A 20,383-nucleotide genomic window follows, 5' to 3' on the forward strand; every position below is an offset into this window, starting at 1 on the left:
TTACTCCTTGCGGTGGCCGTACACGCGCGGCTGGGTATAGTAATCGATCAGCGGAACGCAGATGTTCGCCAGCAGCACCGCAAAGGCGACACCGTCGGGATAGCCGCCGAAACTGCGGATCAGCCAGACCAGCAGACCAATTAACGCGCCGAAGATCAGGCGACCTTTATTGGTAGTGGCGGCGGAAATCGGGTCGGTAGCGATAAAAAATGCGCCGAGCATGGTGGCGCCAGAAAACAGATGAATCATCGGCGACGCCAGCGTAGAAGGTGCAAACAGCCAGCTCAGCGTGGCACAGACCAACAGCGAAAGCAGGAAGCTTGCCGGGATATGCCAGCGGATAGTACCTTTCGCCAGCAGGAAGAGCCCGCCCAGCAGGAAAGCCGCGTTTACCCACTGCCAGCCGAGGCCGGCAAGAACGCCGCTGTAAATCGGCTGGGCCAGCAGCTGTTCGGCGCTGTGGCCGGCGCGCAGGCCGGTTTTAAAGTTATCCAGTGGGGTTGCCTGGCTAATGCCATCCACGCCCAGCTGCAGCTGTTGCATGGTATCGCCTGCCAGCGTGTGATGGGTGAAGATCATGCTCAGCGAATCGAGCAGGCCGGGCGTCACCGATTGCAGCGCCTGCGGCGGTAGCCAGCTGGTCATCTGTACCGGGAAAGAGATCAAGAGCACCACATAACCGATCATTGCCGGGTTAAACGGGTTTTGTCCCAGCCCGCCGTACAGCTGCTTGGCGATGATAATGGCGAAGGCGGTGCCAATTACAATCAGCCACCATGGGGCCAGCGGCGGCAGGCTAATGCCCAGCAGCACAGCGGTGAGCAGGGCGGAGTGATCTTTGAGATTCAGCAGCACCGGTTGCTTGCGCAGGTGCAAAATCGCTGCCTCAGTGCCCCATGCGGTCAGCGCCGCCAGCGCTATCTGGATAAGGTTGCCATAGCCAAAGTAGTACCACTGGACGGCAATGCCCGGTACGGCGGCCAGCAGCACCAGCAGCATAATGCGGCTGGTGGCGCGATGGTTGTGGGTATAAGGGGAACTTGCAATACGAAACATTTAATCCTCAAGGCTCTGCTGCTGTGCTTTGCGCGCTTTCGCACGGGCAACGGCGTCGGCGACTGCGGCTTTACGACGCGCAGCCGCATCCATTTCGCTATCCGCCTGCGGCGGGATATCACTATTTTGCGATTCAGCGCTGGCGGCCTGTGCCGCCTTCTTCGCTTTGGCGCGGGCGATTGCTGCTTCTACCGCTGCCTTGCGCGGATCGACCGCAGCGTCGGCGTTCGGCGCGCTTTGCGGCCTGGCGTCGGGTTCTGCCGTGCTGGCGGCCTGCGCTGCCTTCTTCGCTTTGGCGCGGGCGATTGCCGCTTCTACCGCTGCCTTGCGCGGATCGAGCGCGGCGTCGGCGTTCGGCGCGCTTTGCGGCTCGGCGTCGGGTTCTGCCGTGCTGGCGGCCTGCGCTGCCTTCTTCGCTTTGGCGCGGGCGATTGCCGCTTCTACCGCTGCCTTGCGCGGATCGACTGCGGCGTCGGCGTTCGGCGCGCTTTGCGGCTCGGCGTTGGGTTCTGCCGTGCTGGCGGCCTGCGCTGCCTTTTTCGCTTTGGCACGGGCGATTGCCGCTTCTACCGCTGCCTTGCGTGGATCGACCGCGGCGTCGGCAGGCGGCGAAGTAGCTGCGGTGGCCGGCACGCTGTGGCCTTCCGCATTCATCTCATTTTCAGCTTCTGAGCGTGCGACGCCAGCCACCTGCGCTTTCCTGGCTTTAGCGCGGGCAATCGCGGCTTCCACCGCCGCCTTACGCGGGTCGCCAGCCTGACGTGACAGCGGTTCGGTCTCCGCCTGTTTCTCTGCCTGGCGCGCGCGCGCCATCGCCTTACGTGCTTCACGTTGGGCAATAACCGCGGCGTTATCCGGTTCTTCTCCTGCTTTTACCTCTACCGGCTCGGCAGCTTTCGCCTTCACGCGCTCAAGCGCGGCGGCGATTTCATCCTGTTCGCTGGCGCTAACCCGACGTTTCGCCTGAGCATGACGCGCTTCGCGTGCCAGTTTTTCGCGCTCAAGACGTGCCTGGCGCGCTTCGAAACGCGCTTTCGCCTCCGCGGTGCGCTTCGCTTCCAGATCGATGGCGCGCAGCTCCGCTTTTTCCTGACGGTAATACTGCACCAGTGGAATATTGCTTGGGCAAACCCAGGCGCAGGCGCCGCACTCGATGCAATCTTCAATATTATATGCACGCGCTTTATCGTGATCGGCGCCCTGGCTGTACCAGTACAGCTGTTGCGGCAGCAGATTAGCCGGGCAGACGTCGGCGCAGGCGCTACAGCGAATGCAGGAGAGCTCCTGCTGGGGCGTGCCCATCTCACTGGCGGAAGGCGCCAGCAGACAGTTAGTGATTTTAACCACCGGCACATCCAGCGCGGGCAGGGTAAAGCCCATCAGCGGGCCGCCCATAATCACCATTTGCTGCGGCTGCGGCTGGAAACCGGCTTGATGCAGCAAATGGCTGACGGGCGTACCAAGACGCCCCCAGACGTTGCCGGGGTTGCTCACCGCTTCGCCGGTTAGGGTAACGACGCGCTCGGTTAACGGCTCTCCGTCGATAATGGCGCGCTTAACCGCATAAGCGGTGCCGACGTTCTGCATCAGCACGCCGATATCGGTTGAGCGCCCGCCGTGCGGCACCTCTTTGCCGGTAAGAATTTTGGTTAACTGCTTTGCGCCGCCGGAAGGATATTTGGTGGGAATGACCCGCAGCTGCAAATCGTTGCTGCCGCCCAGCGCGCGTTTCAGGGCAGCAATCGCCTCTGGCTTATTATCTTCAATGCCGATCAGCACGCGCTCTGCCTGCAGGACCCAGGCCAGGATGCGGCTGCCTTCCAGCACCTCTTCGGCGCAGTCCTGCATCAGCCGATCGTCGGCGGTGATATAGGGTTCGCACTCGGCGGCGTTAATAATCAGCGTACGGGTGCGTTCAAGACCGCCTTTCAGCTTGGTGGCGGTAGGGAAACCTGCGCCGCCCAGACCGGCAACGCCCGCCTGGTGGATACGCTTCACCACCTCTTCCCGCGACAGCTGGCGATAATCAATTAGCCTCTGGCGTTCAATCCAGCGGTCTTCACCGTCCGGCACGATAAACACGGAAATTTCAGCCAGCCCGGAGGGATGGGCGGTCATATGCGGGCCGATCGCTTCTACCGTACCGGACGTCGGCGCGTGTACCGGCAGCATGCGGCCGGCGCCAAAGGTCAGCGGCTGTCCGCGCAGCACCTTATCGCCCGGCTTAACGCACAGTTCGCCTTCATGGCCGATATGTTGCTTCAGCGGAATGATAAAACGATCCGCCAGCGGCAGCTGACGCAGCGGCGTGCCGTTGGACTGGGTTTTCATCTCCGGCGGATGAATGCCGCCGTCGAAGTCCCATATTTTATCTTTACGGAATAAATTCAGTAGGTTAAGCATGATGTTCCACAGGAATAACCCGAACAGGGATAGTTTCCAGATCCCACTTCCAGTTGGCTGTCGTGGTGGCAACCGGACGCATTTCAATACAGTCGGTCGGGCAGGGAGCAACGCAAAGATCGCAGCCAGTGCAAACATCGCTCAGCACGGTGTGCATGGCGCGCGTGGCGCCGACGATGGCATCAACCGGACAGGCCTGGATGCACTTGGTGCAGCCGATACAGTTGGCTTCATCGATCCAGGCGACGGTGCGCACCGGCTCTTTAGCGCTGAGATCGCCATCCAGCGGCTGCGGATCAACGTTCAGCAGCTCCGCCAGCTTCAGCATGGTCTGCTCGCCGCCGGGGGCGCATTTATTGATGGCCTCGCCATTGTTGCCCACTGCTTCGGCGTAAGGGCGACAGCCGGCATAGCCGCACTGCCCGCACTGGCTCTGCGGCAAAACAGCGTCGACTTGTTCCACGATCGGATCCGCTTCCACTTTGAAGCGGCGTGAAGCGTAGCCCAGCAGCCCGCCAAAAATCAGGCTCAGGGCGCTAATGGCAATAATAGCTATCCAGATAGCGGTCATCAGAATTTCACCAGACCGGAGAAGCCCATAAACGCCAGCGCCATCAGGCCAGCGGTAATCAGGGCGATAGAAGAACCTTTGAAGGGCGCCGGCACGTTGGCCAGCACCAGACGCTCGCGCATTCCGGCAAACAGCACCATAACCAGCGAAAAGCCCAGCGAGGCGCTGAAGCCATAGAGCGCCGCCTGCAAAAAGGTATGGTTAAGGTTAACGCTTAGCAACGGCACCGCCAGCACTGCGCAGTTGGTGGTGATCAGCGGCAGGAAAATCCCCAGCAGACGATAGAGCGCCGGGCTGGTTTTACGCACCACCATCTCAGTGAACTGAACGGTTACCGCAATCACCAGGATATAAGAGAGCGTACGCAGGTAGACCAGATCCAGCGGCAACAGAATAAGGTGATTCACCAGCCATGCGCAGATCGAGGCCAGCGTAATCACGAAGGTGGTAGCGAGCCCCATGCCTATCGCCGTCTCCAGCTTTTTGGAGACGCCCATAAAAGGGCAAAGGCCGAGAAACTTCACCAGAACGAAGTTATTCACCAGCACGGTGCCAATAAAAAGAAGCAGGTAATCGGTCATCGTTTCGTCCGGAATAAGAAAAGCGGCTTATTATCAAATATTCCCGCGGCTATCACAACGGCACCGCGCGGTTAAAAAGAAGCCAACAGCACTCAGGATTAAATTTCTGATGATTTTGGCAACGCTTATGGCGCAACGAAGGTCTCTTTTACCCGTTGAGAGCGTCTGAAATAGGGCACCAGCACCGCCGCCGCCAACAAAGCGATCAGCAAAGAGCGCACCGCCGCGCCATCCGTCACTGGCGAAAAGGCAAAAGTTTTTAACGCCAGCACCACCGTCAGCAGCAGCCAGATAATGTAATGACGCGGCAGACGGCGCGAGCGCAAACAGAAAATCCACGTGACCCATGCGCTGTAACACCAGACCGCCAGCGATGTTGCCAGCGATAATCCCCACTGCAGCAGAAAGGCGTGATCGTGGCTGAACAGCAGTTCGCGCCACTCGGGATTGAACAGGGCGCCAATATACATTATTACCACCAACGCACTGGTTAACAGGGTCAGGATCAACCAGGCAAGCGGCAGCAACAGCCAGCCGCCCAAACGCGGCGTGGAAGAGGTTAACGGCATAATGCATTCCTTACAGGATAAACGGTGGCGTGAGACAGGCGTTATGCAAGCGAATCACGCCTGTTGGACCGGGTATTATAGGGGAAAGAAACGGGAGGAAACAGACAGGATTAAACCACGTAGCGCCAAACCGACTTAGGCACTTCGCCTAAATTAAACAATCGCCCACCAGAAACCAGCTCTGCACGACGATGATCGGCAGCGCGGTACATATTCATTAATTCCCGATCGTCAGTCAGCGAGTAATTTAGATGATCAAATAATTTTTCCAGGCTTTCTGAGGTATTTAATTTACGAAATTTTAACAGGTAATCTTGCGCTGTCATAATAACCATAATAATGGAAAGAAGATTGAGCGCTCAGTATAGAGAGGCCGCGACATCTGTCCAGATCCTGCCTGACAAAAAATGGTTAAATTCAGAAAATAGCGCTGTTCAGAAAAAATTAAGATTTAAATTTAAACTTTCTTCCTGTTTCATGCTGCAGGCAAACGATTACGCCTGAGGTGATAAGCAGAAATGAATAATTTGTTAGGAATTTTCTCAACAAATAACATCGGGCGGCAGGGGTATCAGGCAGGGGAAAAGTGACAGTTGCTATGTCACAATAAGTTTCGATAATCTCACATTACAGTCGCGAGAGCCTAAATTATTAACATTTCCGCTAAAAATCGCACGGAACTGCACTGTGCGAATCATCACAAATCCATGATTTAAACCGCTGAAGCTGTGGTTAGCGGCGATGACTAAAGTTTACACGTCATTGTAATCGGTTCCAAAAGGTGGACTCGCTAAACGCTTCTCTTTATTACAGTTATTTAACATTGTCATTAACAAAATTCAGGCGATTTATCCATATTCTCTACAGGAGATGATCAAACTGAAAACAGGTAACTCTTTTAATTAATTGAATTTTGTGAGGCATGTCGAAATCTGCCGTAGCCGAATCGGCCAGGCTGTAAGGGCTTTTGTACCTGAACATCTGAATCCCACCAGAGGAATAAATATTATGTGGAAGCGTTTACTTATCTCAGCCATGGTGAGCGCTGCGCTCGCCGCACCGGCGCTGGCGGCAGATTTGACCGTAGGTTTTTCTCAGGTCGGTTCTGAATCAGGCTGGCGTGCGGCTGAAACCAGCGTAGCGAAAAGTGAAGCGGCTAAGCGCGGCATTACCCTGAAAATAGCCGATGGTCAGCAGAAACAGGAAAATCAAATTAAGGCGGTACGTTCCTTTATCGCTCAGGGCGTGGATGCAATCTTTATCGCCCCGGTGGTGCAAACCGGGTGGGAACCGGTGCTGGAGGAGGCGAAAGATGCGGAAATTCCGGTATTCCTGCTCGATCGCGCTATCGTCGTGAAAGACAAATCGCTCTATATGTCTGTGGTCACGGCGGATAATGTGCTGGAAGGGCGGCTTATCGGCGACTGGCTGGTAAAACAGATGAACGGCAAACCCTGTAATGTAGTGGAACTGCAGGGAACGGTAGGCGCCAGCGTGGCCATCGATCGTAAAAAAGGGTTTGCTGAAGCGATTGCTAATACGCCGACAATCAAAATAATCCGCTCACAGTCTGGCGACTTTACCCGCAGCAAAGGTAAAGAGGTGATGGAAAGCTTTATTAAGGCGGAAAATAACGGAAAAAATATCTGCATGGTTTATGCGCATAACGATGACATGGCCATCGGCGCGATTCAGGCTATTAAAGAAGCCGGGTTAAAACCAGGGAAAGATATTCTCACCGGTTCGATTGATGGCGTTCCTGATATTTATAAAGCGATGCTGGCCGGTGAAGCCAACGCCAACGTTGAGCTAACGCCAAATATGGCTGGTCCGGCCTTTGACGCATTAGAGAAATTTAAGCAAAACGGCACCGTACCGCCAAAAGTGATTAAAACCGTCACCACGCTCTGGCTGCCTGCCGATGCGCAAAGCGAACTCGATAAGAAAAAGGATATGGGCTACTAAGAGGCGCGTAACCGCTGTCGTCGGCCAGGCATGACTGCCTGCGCCGACCTTTTTATTTACCGAGGCGCATTATGAACGAGCAAACAGATCCGCTGCTGGATATGCGTGGCGTCAGCAAATTCTTTCCCGGGGTTAAGGCGCTGGATAATGTCTCTTTCAGCCTACGACGCGGCGAGATTATGGCGCTGCTGGGCGAGAACGGGGCGGGGAAATCGACGCTGATAAAAGTGCTGACCGGCGTTTATCAGCGTGACGCCGGAGAGATTGTCTTAAACGGTCAGTCGATAGCGCCGCGCAATACCGCTCAGGCGCAGCAGGCGGGCATCGGCACCGTCTATCAGGAGGTCAACCTGCTGCCAAATATGTCGGTGGCGGATAATCTGTTTATTGGGCGTGAGCCCAGGCGCTTCGGCATGGTCGACCGAAAAACCATGGTTAACGACGCCCGCCGTCTGCTTAATCGCTATGGTTTTGAGCTGGATGTCAACCGTCCGCTTGGCCACTATTCCGTAGCGATGCAGCAAATCATCGCTATCTGTCGCGCCGTGGATCTCTCCGCTCAGGTGTTGATTCTGGATGAACCGACCGCCAGCCTCGATGCCAGCGAAGTCGAGATGCTGTTTACCTTAATGAATCAGCTCAGAGACAAAGGCATGAGCCTGATTTTTGTTACGCACTTTCTCGATCAGGTCTATCGCGTTTGCGACCGGATTACCCTCTTGCGTAACGGACAATATATCGCCACCCGTGATACCCATACGCTGTCGCAGCTGGAGCTGATTAAGCTCATGCTGGGGCGCGACCTGCTGCAAACCGCGCTCCAGCGTGCCGGTCGCACCCTGCGCAGCGAAAAGCCGGTGGTGGAATTTCATCACTACGGCAAAAAGGGCGCTATCGAGCCGTTTGATCTGCAGGTGCGCCCGGGCGAGGCTGTGGGACTGGCAGGGCTGTTGGGCTCAGGCCGTACCGAGACGGCGGAAGTGCTGTTCGGCATTCGGTGTCCTGACAGCGGCACGGCGACCATCCGCGGCAAACAGCAAACTATCCGCAGTCCGGCCCAGGCATCACGGCTTGGCATGGGTTTCTGCCCGGAGGACCGTAAAACCGACGGTATTATCGGCGCCGCTTCGGTGCGTGAAAACATCATTCTGGCGCTCCAGGCGCAGCGGGGCTGGCTGCGTCCGATTAGCAAACGTGAGCAGAGCGACATCGCCCAGCGCTTTATTCGCCAGCTGGGTATTCGCACGCCTCATGAAGAACAGCCTATTGAGCTGCTCTCCGGCGGCAACCAACAAAAGGTGCTGCTCTCCCGCTGGCTGGTCACCCGACCGCAATTTTTGATCCTCGATGAGCCAACGCGCGGCATCGACGTCGGCGCGCATGCGGAAATTATTCGCCTGATCGAGTCGCTTTGCGCCGATGGGCTGGCGCTGCTGGTGATCTCTTCCGAGCTGGAAGAGCTGGTGGGCTATGCGGATCGGGTGGTGATCCTGCGCGATCGGCAACAGGTGGCGGAAATTCCGCTGGAAAAACTCTCGGTGGCGGCCATCGTCAGCGCGATTGCCGATGGAGGCGCTCAACATGCCTGAAAGCCATGTATTAACGGAGAAGCCCGCGATGCAAAAGCGTAAATTCCCGCCCGGTATGCCGCAGCTGGTGGCGCTGATTCTGGTGCTGCTGATCGATAGCCTGGTGGCTAATAACTTCTTTGCGCTGCATATACAGGATGGACGGCTGTTTGGTAGCCCGATCGATATTCTTAACCGCGCGGTGCCGGTTGCGCTGCTGGCCATTGGCATGACGCTGGTGATCGCTACCGGCGGTATCGATCTTTCCGTGGGCGCGATCATGGCGATTGCCGGCGCGACGGCGGCCACCTTAACGGTGGCGGGGCACAGCTTGCCGGTAATCGTTCTGGCTACGCTGGGTAGCGGCGTGCTGTGCGGCCTGTGGAACGGCATTCTGGTGGCGCTGCTGAAAATTCAGCCGTTTGTCGCCACGCTGATCCTGATGGTGGCCGGGCGCGGCATCGCCCAGCTGATTACCCAGGGGCAAATCGTGACCTTTAACAGCGATGCGTTGGGTTGGATCGGCAGCGGCTCATTGGCGCTGTTGCCGGTACCGGTATGGATCGCGGCGATCGTTGCGCTGCTGGTTTGGCTGTTGACGCGTAAAACTGCGCTTGGGTTGTTTATCGAAGCCGTGGGCATTAATTTGCGTGCTGCGCGTAACGCCGGGGTTAATGGCTGGCTGGTAGTGATGTCCGCGTATGCGATTAGCGGATTATGCGCGGCGGTGGCTGGGCTGATCGTGGCGGCGGATATTCGCGGTGCCGATGCTAATAATGCCGGCTTATGGCTGGAGCTGGATGCGATTCTGGCGGTAGTGATCGGCGGCGCTTCGCTAATGGGCGGGCGTTTTAACCTGCTGTTGTCGCTGCTGGGCGCGTTGATTATTCAGGCGATGAACACCGGCATTCTGCTTTCCGGCTTTCAGCCGGAGCTGAATCAGGTGGTCAAAGCGGTAGTGGTGATGGCGGTTCTGCTGCTGCAGTCGCCGCGTTTTCTGCAATTACTGAAACGGCGAGGCAAACATGCTTAAACGTCATTTACCCCTGATGATAACTTTGCTGGTGTTTGTCACCGGCTACCTGTTTTGCCTGACGCAGTTTCCCGGCTTCGCCTCCACGCGCGTGATTGGCAACATCCTTACGGATAATGCGTTTCTCGGGATTATCGCCGTTGGCATGACCTTTGTGATCCTCTCCGGCGGGATCGATCTCTCGGTTGGCGCAGTGATCGCCTTTACCGGGGTTTTCCTTGCCAGAGCGATTGGCGATCTGCATTTGTCGCCCTGGCTGGCATTTAGCATTATTTTGCTGGCGGGCGCCGCTTTCGGGGCGATGATGGGATGGCTGATCGATGCGCTGAAGATCCCGGCGTTTATTATCACCCTGGCGGGAATGTTTTTTCTGCGCGGCTGTAGCTACCTGATTGCGGAAAGCTCCATACCGATTGACCATCCGCTTTACAGCACGCTCTCCAGCATGGCGTGGAAAATGCCGGGCGGCGGTCGCCTGAGCCTGATGGCATTAATTATGCTGATGGTGGTGGTGCTGGGCATTATGCTGGCGCACCGGACCCGCTTTGGTAATCAGGTTTATGCCATCGGCGGCAGCATGCATTCAGCGCAGCTGATGGGGGTTTCGACTCGCGCCACCACGGTAAAGGTTTATATGCTGTCTACTCTGCTGGCGACGCTGGCCGGAATTGTTTTCTCGCTCTATACCTCGGCGGGCTACGCCTTAGCGGGGATGGGCGTCGAGCTGGATGCCATCGCCTCGGTGGTGATTGGCGGCACGCTGCTCTCCGGCGGGGTGGGCACGGTATTGGGCACGCTGTTTGGCGTATTAATCCAGGGGCTCATCCAGACCTGGATTAACTTTGACGGCACCCTGAGCTCGTGGTGGACCAAAATTGCCATCGGCGTTCTGCTGTTTGCTTTTATCGCGCTGCAGCGGCTGCTGACGGTAATCTGGGATCGGCAGCAGAATGCGCCGGTGAAACGCATTAGCCTGGAGCCATAACCAACGCGCCGCCACTGACGGTATCCTTTGGCCTGTTGGCCGTTGGGTACCGTTCGGAGCGGCGCTTTTTTAGGTGATAATATTAGTTACAACATACTACTAATTAACCTGAAATATGGGCGCCTGTTTTGGCAATAAAGAAATAAGTTAGTCTACAGGGTTACTATCTCGCGGCGTAAAAATGAGCATTAATGCAGCCGCGCAAGGGCGCAGGCAAGTATTCGGGCTGGGTAGGAAGATACCCTGGATATGCAATCGCGATATAAGCTGGCGGGCGCAAATAAAAAAAGCCGCATCAATGATGCGGCTCTTGTTCAGTCAATGCGCTTAGCGGTTCAGGCGGTAATAAACCTCATTCCAACGCAGCGCATCCTTAAAGGCGGGCAGCGTGGTGTCATTATCAATCACCATCACTTCAATGCCGTGCATCTCGGCATACAGACGCATATCATCCACGTCCAGCGCCTGGCTGAAGACGGTATGATGCGCGCCGCCGCCGAGAATCCAGGCTTCCGACGCCGTCGCAAGCGTTGGCTGCGCTTTCCACAGAGCGTTGGCTACTGGCAGCTTCGGCAACGGCTGCGGCTGATCGATCGCATCCACCACGTTCACCAGCAGACGGAAACGGTCGCCCATATCGATCACGCTGGCGTTAACCGCCGGGCCGGCAGGCGTTGAGAAAATCAGACGGGCCGGATCGGCTTTGCCGCCAATGCCGAGGAACTGCACATCCAGCAGCGGTTTCTCTTCTTTGGCGATAGAAGGGCAGACTTCCAGCATATGCGAGCCCAGCACCAGCTCGTTACCCGGCGAGAAATGGTAGGTATAGTCTTCCATAAATGAGGTGCCGCCGGGACGATCGCCCGCCATCACTTTGAAAATATGCAGCAGCGCGGCGGTTTTCCAGTCGCCTTCGCCGGCAAAACCGTAACCCTGTGCCATCAGGCGCTGAACCGCCAGGCCCGGCAGCTGTGTCATGCCGTGCAGCGTCTGAAAGTTAGTGGTAAAAGCGCGGCAGCCTTCATCTTCGAGGAAACGCTTCATGCCGAGTTCGATACGCGCCGCATCCAGCACGTTCTGGCGTTTTTCGCCGTTAACGGCGGCGACTGCGCTAAAGCGATACTGGCTTTCATACTCATCAATCAACGCATTCACGTCGCCGTCGCTGACCTGATTAATCACCTCCACCAGATCGCCTACGCCCCAACCGTTAACCGCGTAACCAAACTGGATCTGTGCCGCGACTTTATCCCCTTCGGTCACCGCCACTTCACGCATATTGTCGCCAAAGCGCGCTACTTTCAGCTGCTGGCTGGCGTGACGCGCTGCCGCAGCGCGTATCCATTTACCCAGACGCTGATGGCTCTGACTATCCTGCCAGTGGCCAGTGATTACACTGTGTGAAAGGCCCATGCGCGCGCCGATAAAGCCGAACTCACGGCCGCCGTGCGCCGTCTGGTTCAGGTTCATAAAGTCCATGTCCATCGTCTCCCACGGGATCTCCGCGTTAAACTGGGTATGGAACTGCAGCAGCGGCTTGGTTAATACCGACAGGCCGCCAATCCACATTTTGGCTGGCGAGAAGGTGTGTAGCCAGGTAATGATGCCGATACAGCTGGTATCATGGTTAGCGTCGCGGCACAGCGCCAGCGCTTCGTCCGGACTTTTCACCAGCGGCTTCATCACCAGTTTTACCGGCAGGCCCGCTTCCCGATTCAGCCCATCAACCACCTGCTGCGCATGATCGGCGACCTGACGCAGCGTCTCCGGTCCATACAGATGCTGGGTGCCAATCACAAACCACACGCTCAGCGAATCAAACTGTTGCATAAAAACTCCTTAAATAGCGGAAGAGGGACGTGCGGCATAGTTCGGTTCGGCTGTCGCACACCACTGTTGATAACGTTCATAAAGCTGCTGATAGCGCGCCACGCGGGAGGCGTCGGGCTGCAGCGTTTTCTCTACCGGACTGGCCATCTGCTGCTGGGCGCTGGGAACATCCTGATAAACGCCCGCCGCCACAGCGGCAAAAATCGCCGCACCCAGCGCGCAACACTCATCGGACGCCACGATATCCAGCGGACGGTTCATCACATCGCAGCACACCTGCATGATGGCCGGAGACTTACGGGCGATGCCGCCCAGCGTCAGGATGTTTTCAACCGGGATCTGCTGTTGCTCAAAGCACTCCATAATGGCGCGCGCGCCAAAGGCGGTAGCGGCGATAAAGCCGCCAAACAGAACAGGCGCATCGGTACCCAGATTAAGATCGGTAATCACGCCTTTCAGGCGCTGGTTGGCGAACGGCGTACGGCGGCCGTTAAACCAGTCCAGCACGACAGGCAGGTGATCCAGCTGCGGATTTGCTACCCAGGCAGCGGTTAACTGACGCAGCAGATCCTGCGACAGCGCCTCAAGCTGCGGCTTTAACTCAGGGTGCTGACGCGCCGCCTGCTGCAGCGGCCAGTTCAGCAGACGGCTGAACCAGGCGTACATATCGCCAAAGGCAGACTGTCCCGCCTCCAGCCCGATTGCGCCCGGGGTAACGCTGCCGTCAACCTGGCCGCAAATGCCTTCAATCGCGCGGTTGCCGACGCGTTCGCTGTCGGCGATAAGAATGTCGCAGGTGGAGGTGCCGATCACTTTAACCAGGGTGTAAGGCTGGGCGCCGGCGCCTACTGCGCCCATATGGCAGTCAAACGCGCCGCCGGAAAGCACCACGGAGGTGGAGAGCCCAAGGCGCTGCGCCCATTCCGGCGTCAGGGTGCCGACCGGCTTCTCAGCGGTAAAGGTGTCGGTAAACAGCGGGTAGTCCAGCTGCTGGGTTAATAGCGGATCGAGCGCGTCGAAAAACGCCGCCTGCGGCAGGCCGTCCCACTGAGGATGCCACAAAGATTTATGGCCGGCTGCGCAGCGTCCGCGGCGGATGGCCGCCGGCGCGGTAGTGCCGCTCAGCAGCGCTGGCACCCAGTCGCACAGCTCTATCCAGGAAACTGCGGCATCGCGTACGGCGGCATCAGCGCGGGAGACATGCAGAATCTTGGCCCAGAACCATTCAGAAGAGTAAACGCCGCCGATATAGCGTGAGTAATCTTCAAACTGGCCGCTGCGGCAGAGCTGGTTAATCTCTTCCGCCTCTTCAATCGCGGTGTGATCTTTCCACAGCACAAACATTGCGTTGGGGTTATCCGCAAATTCAGGGCGCAGCGCCAGCACGTTGCCGTCACGGTCAATCGGCGCCGGCGTCGAGCCGGTCGAGTCCACGCCGATGCCGACCACGGCGGCGCGCTGCTCGTTGCTCAGGCGCGCCACCACGCCGCAAATCGCTTTCTCCAGCGCTTCAATATAATCCAGCGGATGATGACGGAACTGGCTGACCTGCGGCACGCTGTACTGACCGGCCATCCAGCGCGTATAGGGCGCCACCTCTTTTTGTAGTTCTTCGCCGCTTTGGCAGTCTACCGCCAGGGCGCGAACCGAATCGCTGCCAAAGTCCAGACCAATCGTTATGGCACCAGCACGCATTCGGGCTCTCCTGTTAATGAACAATCGCAGGCTCTAACACTAAAAAGCGCGGCGGTTTTCGGTTAGCCCTTGCCAGCTGGATATATGTATTTTTCTGTCATCGTCAGGGGTTATGTGAAGCCGATCAAAAGTTAACGCCCGGTTAAAATTGCTGAATATATGGATTAACTTGCCATAGTTTTGCTATGTGATACCGCTCTACATTTCATGATGCATTTCCCGCTAAAACTAGCCCAGCGTTTGTTCAGGTAACGCACAGCTTGAGCGCTAATTACCTGATTTACCGTTTGCAAAACGTTTTTAATCCGATTGGTATCGTTTACACCGTTTCGTTGCGCACAACGAAAAAATTACACTGCGCCGGAGAACACCATGCACAAATTCACTAAAGCGTTAGCCGCCATTGGTCTGGCTGCCGTTATGTCACAATCCGCTATCGCCGAGACGATGAAACTGGGCTTCCTGGTTAAACAGCCGGAAGAGCCCTGGTTTCAGACGGAATGGAAGTTCGCTGATAAAGCGGGCAAAGATCTGGGCTTTGACGTGATTAAGATTGCAGTGCCTGACGGAGAAAAAACCCTGAACGCCATCGACAGCCTGGCGGCCAGCGGCGCGAAAGGCTTTGTCATCTGTACGCCGGATCCCAAGTTGGGTTCGGCGATTATGGCTAAAGCACGTAGCTACGATCTGAAAGTGATTGCGGTGGACGATCAGTTTGTGACCGCCAAAGGCAAGCCGATGGAAAGTGTGCCGCTGGTGATGATGGCCGCCACCAAAATCGGCGAGCGTCAGGGGCAGGAGCTGTATAAAGAGATGCAGAAGCGCGGCTGGGATGTGAAAACCTCCGCGGTGATGGCGATTACGGCTAACGAACTGGATACCGCGCGACGCCGCACCTCCGGCTCTATCGATGCGCTGAAGGCGGCCGGTTTCCCGGAAAAACAGATCTATCAGGTGCCGACCAAATCTAACGATATCCCCGGCGCGTTTGATGCTGCTAACTCGCTGCTGGTGCAGCATCCGGAAGTGAAAAACTGGCTGATCGTCGGCATGAACGATAACACCGTGCTGGGCGGCGTGCGCGCCACCGAAGGCCAGGGCTTCAAGGCGGCTAACGTGGTCGGTATCGGCATCAACGGCGTAGACGCCATCAGTGAGCTTTCTAAAGGTCAGGCGACCGGCTTCTACGGGTCGCTGCTGCCCAGCCCGGATGTGCATGGCTACAAAAGTATCCAGATGTTGCATGACTGGGTAACTAACAATAATGAGCCGCAGAAGTTCACCGAGGTCACGGACGTGGTGTTAATCACCCGCGATAACTTCAAAGCGGAGCTGGCGAAAAAAGGGCTGATGTAAGCGTGTCAGCACCAGCGGGCGGCGAATGTCGCCCATTTAGCTGGCGCTTACTCTTCAGCCAGGCAGATGGTCATCATCCTGCGCCGCTTAACCGGCGCTCACAATGAACAGGCAAAGCGGAGACACCATGAACACTGATTCAGCCTTTCTGTCGTTTCATGGCATCAGTAAAACTTTTCCCGGCGTGAAGGCGCTGCAGGATATCAGCTTCAGCTGTCGCGCAGGCGAAGTGCACGCGCTGATGGGAGAAAACGGCGCCGGGAAATCGACGCTGCTGAAAATTCTTAGCGGTAGCTATCAGCCCAGCGGTGGCGCCATTCAGATTCAGGGCAGCCCGGTGAATTTTAACCATACCACCGACGCGCTGAACGCCGGCGTAGCCATTATCTACCAGGAGCTGCACCTGGTGCCGGAAATGAGCATTGCGGAAAATATCTATCTGGGCCAGCTGCCGCAGCGCGGCGGGCTGGTGAACCGTAAGCTGCTGCGCTATGAAGCGGGGCTGCAGCTAAAAAATCTGGGGATGGATATCGATCCTGATACCCCGTTGAAATATCTGTCGCTTGGGCAGTGGCAGATGGTGGAGATCGCCAAGGCGCTGGCGCGCAACGCCAAAATCATTGCCTTTGATGAGCCAACCAGCTCGCTGTCGGCGCGAGAAATCGAGCAGCTGTTTCGCGTGATTCGTCAGCTGCGCGCGGAAGGGCGCGTGGTGCTGTATGTCTCGCATCGTATGGAAGAGATTTTCGCGCTGAGCGACGCCATTACCGTATTCAAAGATGGCCGCTACGTACGCACCTTTGACGATGTGCCGCATACCAGCCACGACATGCTGGTGCAGGCGATGGTCGGGCGCGATCTGGGCGATGTCTACGGCTATGCGCCGCGTGAACACGGAGCGGTACGGCTACAGCTGGATGGCGTGCATGCGGTCGGCGTCAGAAAGCCGGTGTCGTTTAGCGTGCGCGCCGGTGAGATAGTCGGGCTGTTTGGTCTGGTCGGTGCCGGACGCAGCGAGCTGATGAAAGGGCTGTTTGGTGCCACGCGGCTGAAGGCGGGACGGGTGCTACTGGATGGCAAAACGCTGGCCATCAGCGAACCTTCCGACGCCATACGCGCCGGAATTATGCTCTGCCCGGAGGATCGCAAAGCCGACGGCATCATTCCGGTTCATTCGGTGCGCGATAACATCAATATTTCCGCGCGCCGCAATAACCTGACGGCGGGCTGCCTGATTAACCATCGTTGGGAATCGCAGAACGCCGATAAGCATATTCGCTCGCTAAATATCAAAACGCCAGGCGCCGAGCAGTTGATTATGAATCTCTCCGGCGGCAACCAGCAGAAGGCGATTTTAGGCCGCTGGCTGTCGGAGGATATGAAAGTTATTTTGCTGGATGAGCCGACGCGCGGGATTGATGTTGGTGCCAAGCATGAGATCTACAACCTGATCTACGCGCTGGCGCAGCAGGGAATCGCCGTGCTGTTCGCCTCCAGCGATCTGCCGGAGGTAATGGGCCTGGCCGATCGCATTCTGGTGATGCGCGAAGGCGAGATCGCCGGTGAACTGTTACATGATGAGGCAACGGAACAGCTGACGCTGAGCCTTGCCATGCCGAAAAATACGCAACAGACGGCCGCCGTGGCCTGATGCAGGAGTAATGCTATGTCTTCCACGACTTCAAATACGCCGCCGGTAGCGCGCTCTGGTTTACGGTTGGGCCGTATCTGGGATAACTTCGGAATGCTGGTGGTTTTTGCCGTACTGTTTATCGCCTGCGTGCTGTTTATTCCTAACTTCGGCTCCTTTATTAATATGAAAGGGCTGGGTCTGGCAATGTCGATGTCCGGCATGGTGGCGTGCGGTATGCTGTTCTGCCTCGCCTCCGGTGACTTTGACCTGTCCGTCGCCTCGGTGATTGCCTGTGCAGGCGTTACCACCGCGGTGGTGATCAACATGAGCGAAAGCCTGTGGCTGGGTATCGGCGCGGGTCTGCTGTTGGGGATGCTCTGCGGCTTTGTTAACGGTTTTGTCATCGCCAAATTGAAAATTAATGCGTTGATCACCACGCTGGCGACCATGCAGATTGTGCGCGGTCTGGCGTATATCTTTTCCGATGGTAAAGCGGTGGGCATTGAAGATGAGCGTTTCTTCGAGCTGGGCTACGCCACCTGGTTCGGTCTGCCGGCGCCTATCTGGCTGACCATCGGTACGATGATCATCTTCGGCTTCCTGCTGAATAAAACCACCTTTGGCCGCAATACGCTGGCGATTGGCGGCAATGAAGAAGCGGCGCGGCTGGCTGGCGTGCCGGTAGTTCGTACCCGAATCATTATTTTTATCCTCTCCGGGCTGGTTTCCGCCGCTGCCGGGATCATCCTTGCCTCGCGTATGACCAGCGGACAGCCGATGACCTCGCTGGGCTATGAGCTGATCGTTATCTCCGCCTGCGTGCTGGGCGGCGTATCGCTGAAGGGCGGAATTGGTAAAATTTCTTACGTGGTGGCTGGCGTACTGATTCTGGGTACCGTTGAGAATGCGATGAATCTTCTGAATATCTCACCCTTCTCACAGTATGTGGTGCGCGGTCTGATACTGTTGGCGGCGGTGATTTTTGACCGCTACAAACAGAGCCATAAAGCGGCCTGATCGTCGCGGGCAGTTCGCTGCCCGCAATTTCGACGCTTCGCAACGAGGATTATTATGTACCATCGTCAACCGATTGAGTCACAGCCCAACCCTTTGCTGCCGGGCTACGCGTTTAATGCCTGGCTGGTGGCCGGGCTGACGCCGATTAGCGCCGGAGGCGCGCTCGATTTCTGTATCGATCGTCCGCACGGCATGAAAGGCTACATTATCAACCTGACGATAAAAGGGCGGGGCCGGGTATTTGACGGCGACGTCTCTTTCGACTGCGAACCTGGCGAAATGCTGCTGTTTCAGCCTAAAACGCCGCATTACTATGGTCGCGCACCGGATAGCGACTGCTGGTATCACCGCTGGATCTATTTCCGGCCGCGCGCCTACTGGCATGACTGGCTGCGCTGGCAGGATGAAACCAGCGGTGTGGGCCGGCTGCGGCTGCCTGAATCGCTGCGCGGCGAGTTTGATCGCCTGTTTGCCAACATTGAGCAAACCCATAACTCCGGCCGCCGCTTTGCTGAAGAGCTGGCGATGAACCTGCTGGAGCGATTACTGCTGCGGGCAGTGGAGGAAGATCCGCGCTCCCATCAGCAAATTCGTGATCCACGCATTATTGAAGCCTGTCAGTATGTGACCAACAATCTGGCGGGAGAGCTGAAAATTGAGGCTGTGGCGAAGCACGTTTGCCTGTCGCCGTCACGGCTGGCGCACCTGTTCCGGGAGCAGATGGGCGTAAATTTGCTGCGCTGGCGTGAAGATCAGCGGGTGATCCGCGCCAAGCTGCTGCTGCAAACTACCCAGGAACCGATCGCGTCCATTGGGCGCGAAGTCGGTTACGATGACCAACTCTATTTTTCCCGGGTCTTCCGCAAACGCGTCGGCGTCAGCCCCAGCGATTTTCGCCGCCGCAGCCAGGATGCGCATGATGCGCTGGTGGCGCAGGAAACCTGGCAATTACCGAAGCGAGCAGGGGAGTAAGGCGCCACGGAACGCCGCCAGCGGCCATTTAACCAGCAGTCGGCTTAACATCTTGCGCAATTATCTGGCATAGTTGCGCAACTTATTTTTATACTACTCTGCACTTTACCTTAAAGATTAAAAGTGAGTGCATATGATCGACGCCCGCCTTCCGCTTACCGATATTCATCGCCATCTTGATGGCAATATCCGCGCAGCCACCATCCTTGACTTAGGCCGTGAGTTTAATATCGCTTTGCCAGCGAATAGCCTTGAAGCGCTGCGCCCGCATGTGCAGGTGGTAGAAAATCAGCCGGACCTGGTGAGTTTCCTGCAAAAACTGGACTGGGGCGTAAAGGTACTGGGTTCGCTGGAGGCGTGCCGCCGCGTCGCGCTGGAAAACGTGGAGGATGCCGCGCGCGCCGGGATCCATTACGCCGAGCTGCGTTTTTCGCCCGGCTACATGGCAATGAACCACAATCTGCCGATCGCCGGTGTGGTGGAAGCGGTAATTGATGGCGTGCGCGCCGGCTGTCAGCAGCATGATATCGATGTACGACTGATCGGCATCATGAGCCGTACGTTTGGCGAAGAAGCCTGCCTGAATGAGCTGGAAGGGTTGCTGGCGCATCGTGACGGCATTACCGCTGTGGATCTGGCCGGTGATGAGCTGGGCTTTCCCGGCAGTGAATTCCTGAGCCACTTTAACCGGGCGCGTGATGCCGGTTTCCGCATTACGGTACATGCCGGCGAGGCCGCCGGTGCGGAAAGTATCTGGCAGGCGATTCGTGAGCTGGGGGCGGAGCGTATCGGCCATGGCGTTAAGGCGGTGGAGGATCCGGCGCTGATGGATTTCCTTGCTGAAAATCGCATTGGCATAGAATCCTGCCTGACGTCCAATATCCAGACCAGCACTGTGGCGCATCTTAGCCATCATCCGCTGGTGAAATTCCTCGATCATGGCATCCTCGCCACGCTGAACACCGACGATCCGGCGGTGCAAGGGATCGAAATTACTCATGAGTATCAGGTGGCCGCGCCGCAGGCTGGCCTGTCCGCTGCGCATATTCGTACCGCCCAACAGAATGGCCTGACTATCGCGTTTCTGAGCGAAGAAGAGAAACAGCGTATTCGCCAGCGCGTAGCAAGCTAAGCTGTGAAACCACCAGC

17 protein-coding genes are annotated in these 20,383 nt (G+C 57.0%); 9 read left to right on the top strand and 8 right to left on the bottom strand.

What is annotated here, in order from left to right; genetic code table 11:
* The 6 genes from rsxD to ydgT form a co-directional block, all read right to left on the bottom strand.
* Positions 1–1,056, bottom strand: a complete 1,056-nt coding sequence (rsxD, locus tag K6958_RS10135) for an electron transport complex subunit RsxD (protein ID WP_249894513.1) — start codon at positions 1,054–1,056, stop codon at positions 1–3.
* Entirely contained in the window at positions 1,057–3,459 is a 2,403-nt protein-coding gene (gene rsxC, locus K6958_RS10140; protein WP_249894514.1) for an electron transport complex subunit RsxC, read from the bottom strand.
* On the bottom strand, positions 3,452–4,030 hold the full coding sequence (gene rsxB, locus K6958_RS10145) for an electron transport complex subunit RsxB (RefSeq protein ID WP_249894515.1): 579 nt from the start codon (positions 4,028–4,030) through the stop codon (positions 3,452–3,454). Before rsxB ends, rsxC begins: the two co-directional genes overlap by 8 nt.
* Entirely contained in the window at positions 4,030–4,611 is a 582-nt protein-coding gene (rsxA, locus tag K6958_RS10150) for an electron transport complex subunit RsxA (RefSeq protein ID WP_249894516.1), read from the bottom strand. Before rsxA ends, rsxB begins: the two co-directional genes overlap by 1 nt.
* Before the next feature lie 125 nt (positions 4,612–4,736).
* Positions 4,737–5,180 (bottom strand): DUF2569 domain-containing protein, encoded by a 444-nt coding sequence (locus tag K6958_RS10155; protein WP_249894517.1) that lies wholly within the window; start codon positions 5,178–5,180, stop codon positions 4,737–4,739.
* A 110-nt stretch (positions 5,181–5,290) separates the two neighbouring features.
* On the bottom strand, positions 5,291–5,506 hold the full coding sequence (gene ydgT / locus K6958_RS10160; RefSeq protein WP_249894518.1) for a transcription modulator YdgT: 216 nt from the start codon (positions 5,504–5,506) through the stop codon (positions 5,291–5,293).
* A 682-nt stretch (positions 5,507–6,188) separates the two neighbouring features.
* Here ydgT and ytfQ point away from each other — a divergent pair.
* From ytfQ to yjfF, 4 genes are all read left to right on the top strand, one after another.
* The gene (gene ytfQ, locus K6958_RS10165) at positions 6,189–7,145 is read left to right on the top strand and encodes a galactofuranose ABC transporter, galactofuranose-binding protein YtfQ (protein WP_249894519.1); all 957 of its coding nucleotides are present in this window, start codon (positions 6,189–6,191) and stop codon (positions 7,143–7,145) included.
* A gap of 71 nt (positions 7,146–7,216) precedes the next feature.
* Complete coding sequence (ytfR, locus tag K6958_RS10170) at positions 7,217–8,734, top strand: galactofuranose ABC transporter, ATP-binding protein YtfR (RefSeq protein WP_249894520.1); 1,518 nt, start codon at positions 7,217–7,219, stop codon at positions 8,732–8,734.
* Positions 8,727–9,746: a galactofuranose ABC transporter, ATP-binding protein YtfT gene (gene ytfT / locus K6958_RS10175; RefSeq protein ID WP_249894521.1), complete on the top strand. Its 1,020-nt coding sequence runs from the start codon at positions 8,727–8,729 to the stop codon at positions 9,744–9,746. Before ytfR ends, ytfT begins: the two co-directional genes overlap by 8 nt.
* Positions 9,739–10,731: a galactofuranose ABC transporter, permease protein YjfF gene (yjfF, locus tag K6958_RS10180; protein ID WP_249894522.1), complete on the top strand. Its 993-nt coding sequence runs from the start codon at positions 9,739–9,741 to the stop codon at positions 10,729–10,731. The genes ytfT and yjfF overlap by 8 nt, the downstream gene beginning before the upstream one ends.
* 327 nt (positions 10,732–11,058) lie before the next feature.
* On the opposite strand, the gene araA is transcribed toward yjfF, so the two are convergent.
* Complete coding sequence (gene araA, locus K6958_RS10185; protein WP_249894523.1) at positions 11,059–12,561, bottom strand: L-arabinose isomerase; 1,503 nt, start codon at positions 12,559–12,561, stop codon at positions 11,059–11,061.
* A 9-nt stretch (positions 12,562–12,570) separates the two neighbouring features.
* Entirely contained in the window at positions 12,571–14,256 is a 1,686-nt protein-coding gene (locus K6958_RS10190) for a ribulokinase (protein WP_249894524.1), read from the bottom strand.
* A 372-nt stretch (positions 14,257–14,628) separates the two neighbouring features.
* Between K6958_RS10190 and K6958_RS10195 the strand changes: the two genes are divergently transcribed.
* The 5 genes from K6958_RS10195 to add all read left to right on the top strand — a co-directional run bounded on the left by K6958_RS10195 (position 14,629) and on the right by add (position 20,366).
* Positions 14,629–15,612: an arabinose ABC transporter substrate-binding protein gene (locus K6958_RS10195; RefSeq protein ID WP_249894525.1), complete on the top strand. Its 984-nt coding sequence runs from the start codon at positions 14,629–14,631 to the stop codon at positions 15,610–15,612.
* Between the two features lie 127 nt (positions 15,613–15,739).
* Complete coding sequence (gene araG / locus K6958_RS10200; RefSeq protein ID WP_249894526.1) at positions 15,740–17,263, top strand: L-arabinose ABC transporter ATP-binding protein AraG; 1,524 nt, start codon at positions 15,740–15,742, stop codon at positions 17,261–17,263.
* 15 nt (positions 17,264–17,278) lie between these two features.
* Positions 17,279–18,262 (top strand): L-arabinose ABC transporter permease AraH, encoded by a 984-nt coding sequence (gene araH, locus K6958_RS10205; protein WP_249894527.1) that lies wholly within the window; start codon positions 17,279–17,281, stop codon positions 18,260–18,262.
* A gap of 54 nt (positions 18,263–18,316) precedes the next feature.
* Positions 18,317–19,234 (top strand): arabinose operon transcriptional regulator AraC, encoded by a 918-nt coding sequence (araC, locus tag K6958_RS10210; RefSeq protein ID WP_249894528.1) that lies wholly within the window; start codon positions 18,317–18,319, stop codon positions 19,232–19,234.
* A 133-nt stretch (positions 19,235–19,367) separates the two neighbouring features.
* Positions 19,368–20,366, top strand: a complete 999-nt coding sequence (gene add / locus K6958_RS10215) for an adenosine deaminase (protein WP_249894529.1) — start codon at positions 19,368–19,370, stop codon at positions 20,364–20,366.
* Positions 20,367–20,383: the final 17 nt, after the last annotated feature.

Origin of the sequence: Mixta hanseatica (assembly GCF_023517775.1) — a bacterium.
Lineage (GTDB): Bacteria > Pseudomonadota > Gammaproteobacteria > Enterobacterales > Enterobacteriaceae > Mixta > Mixta hanseatica.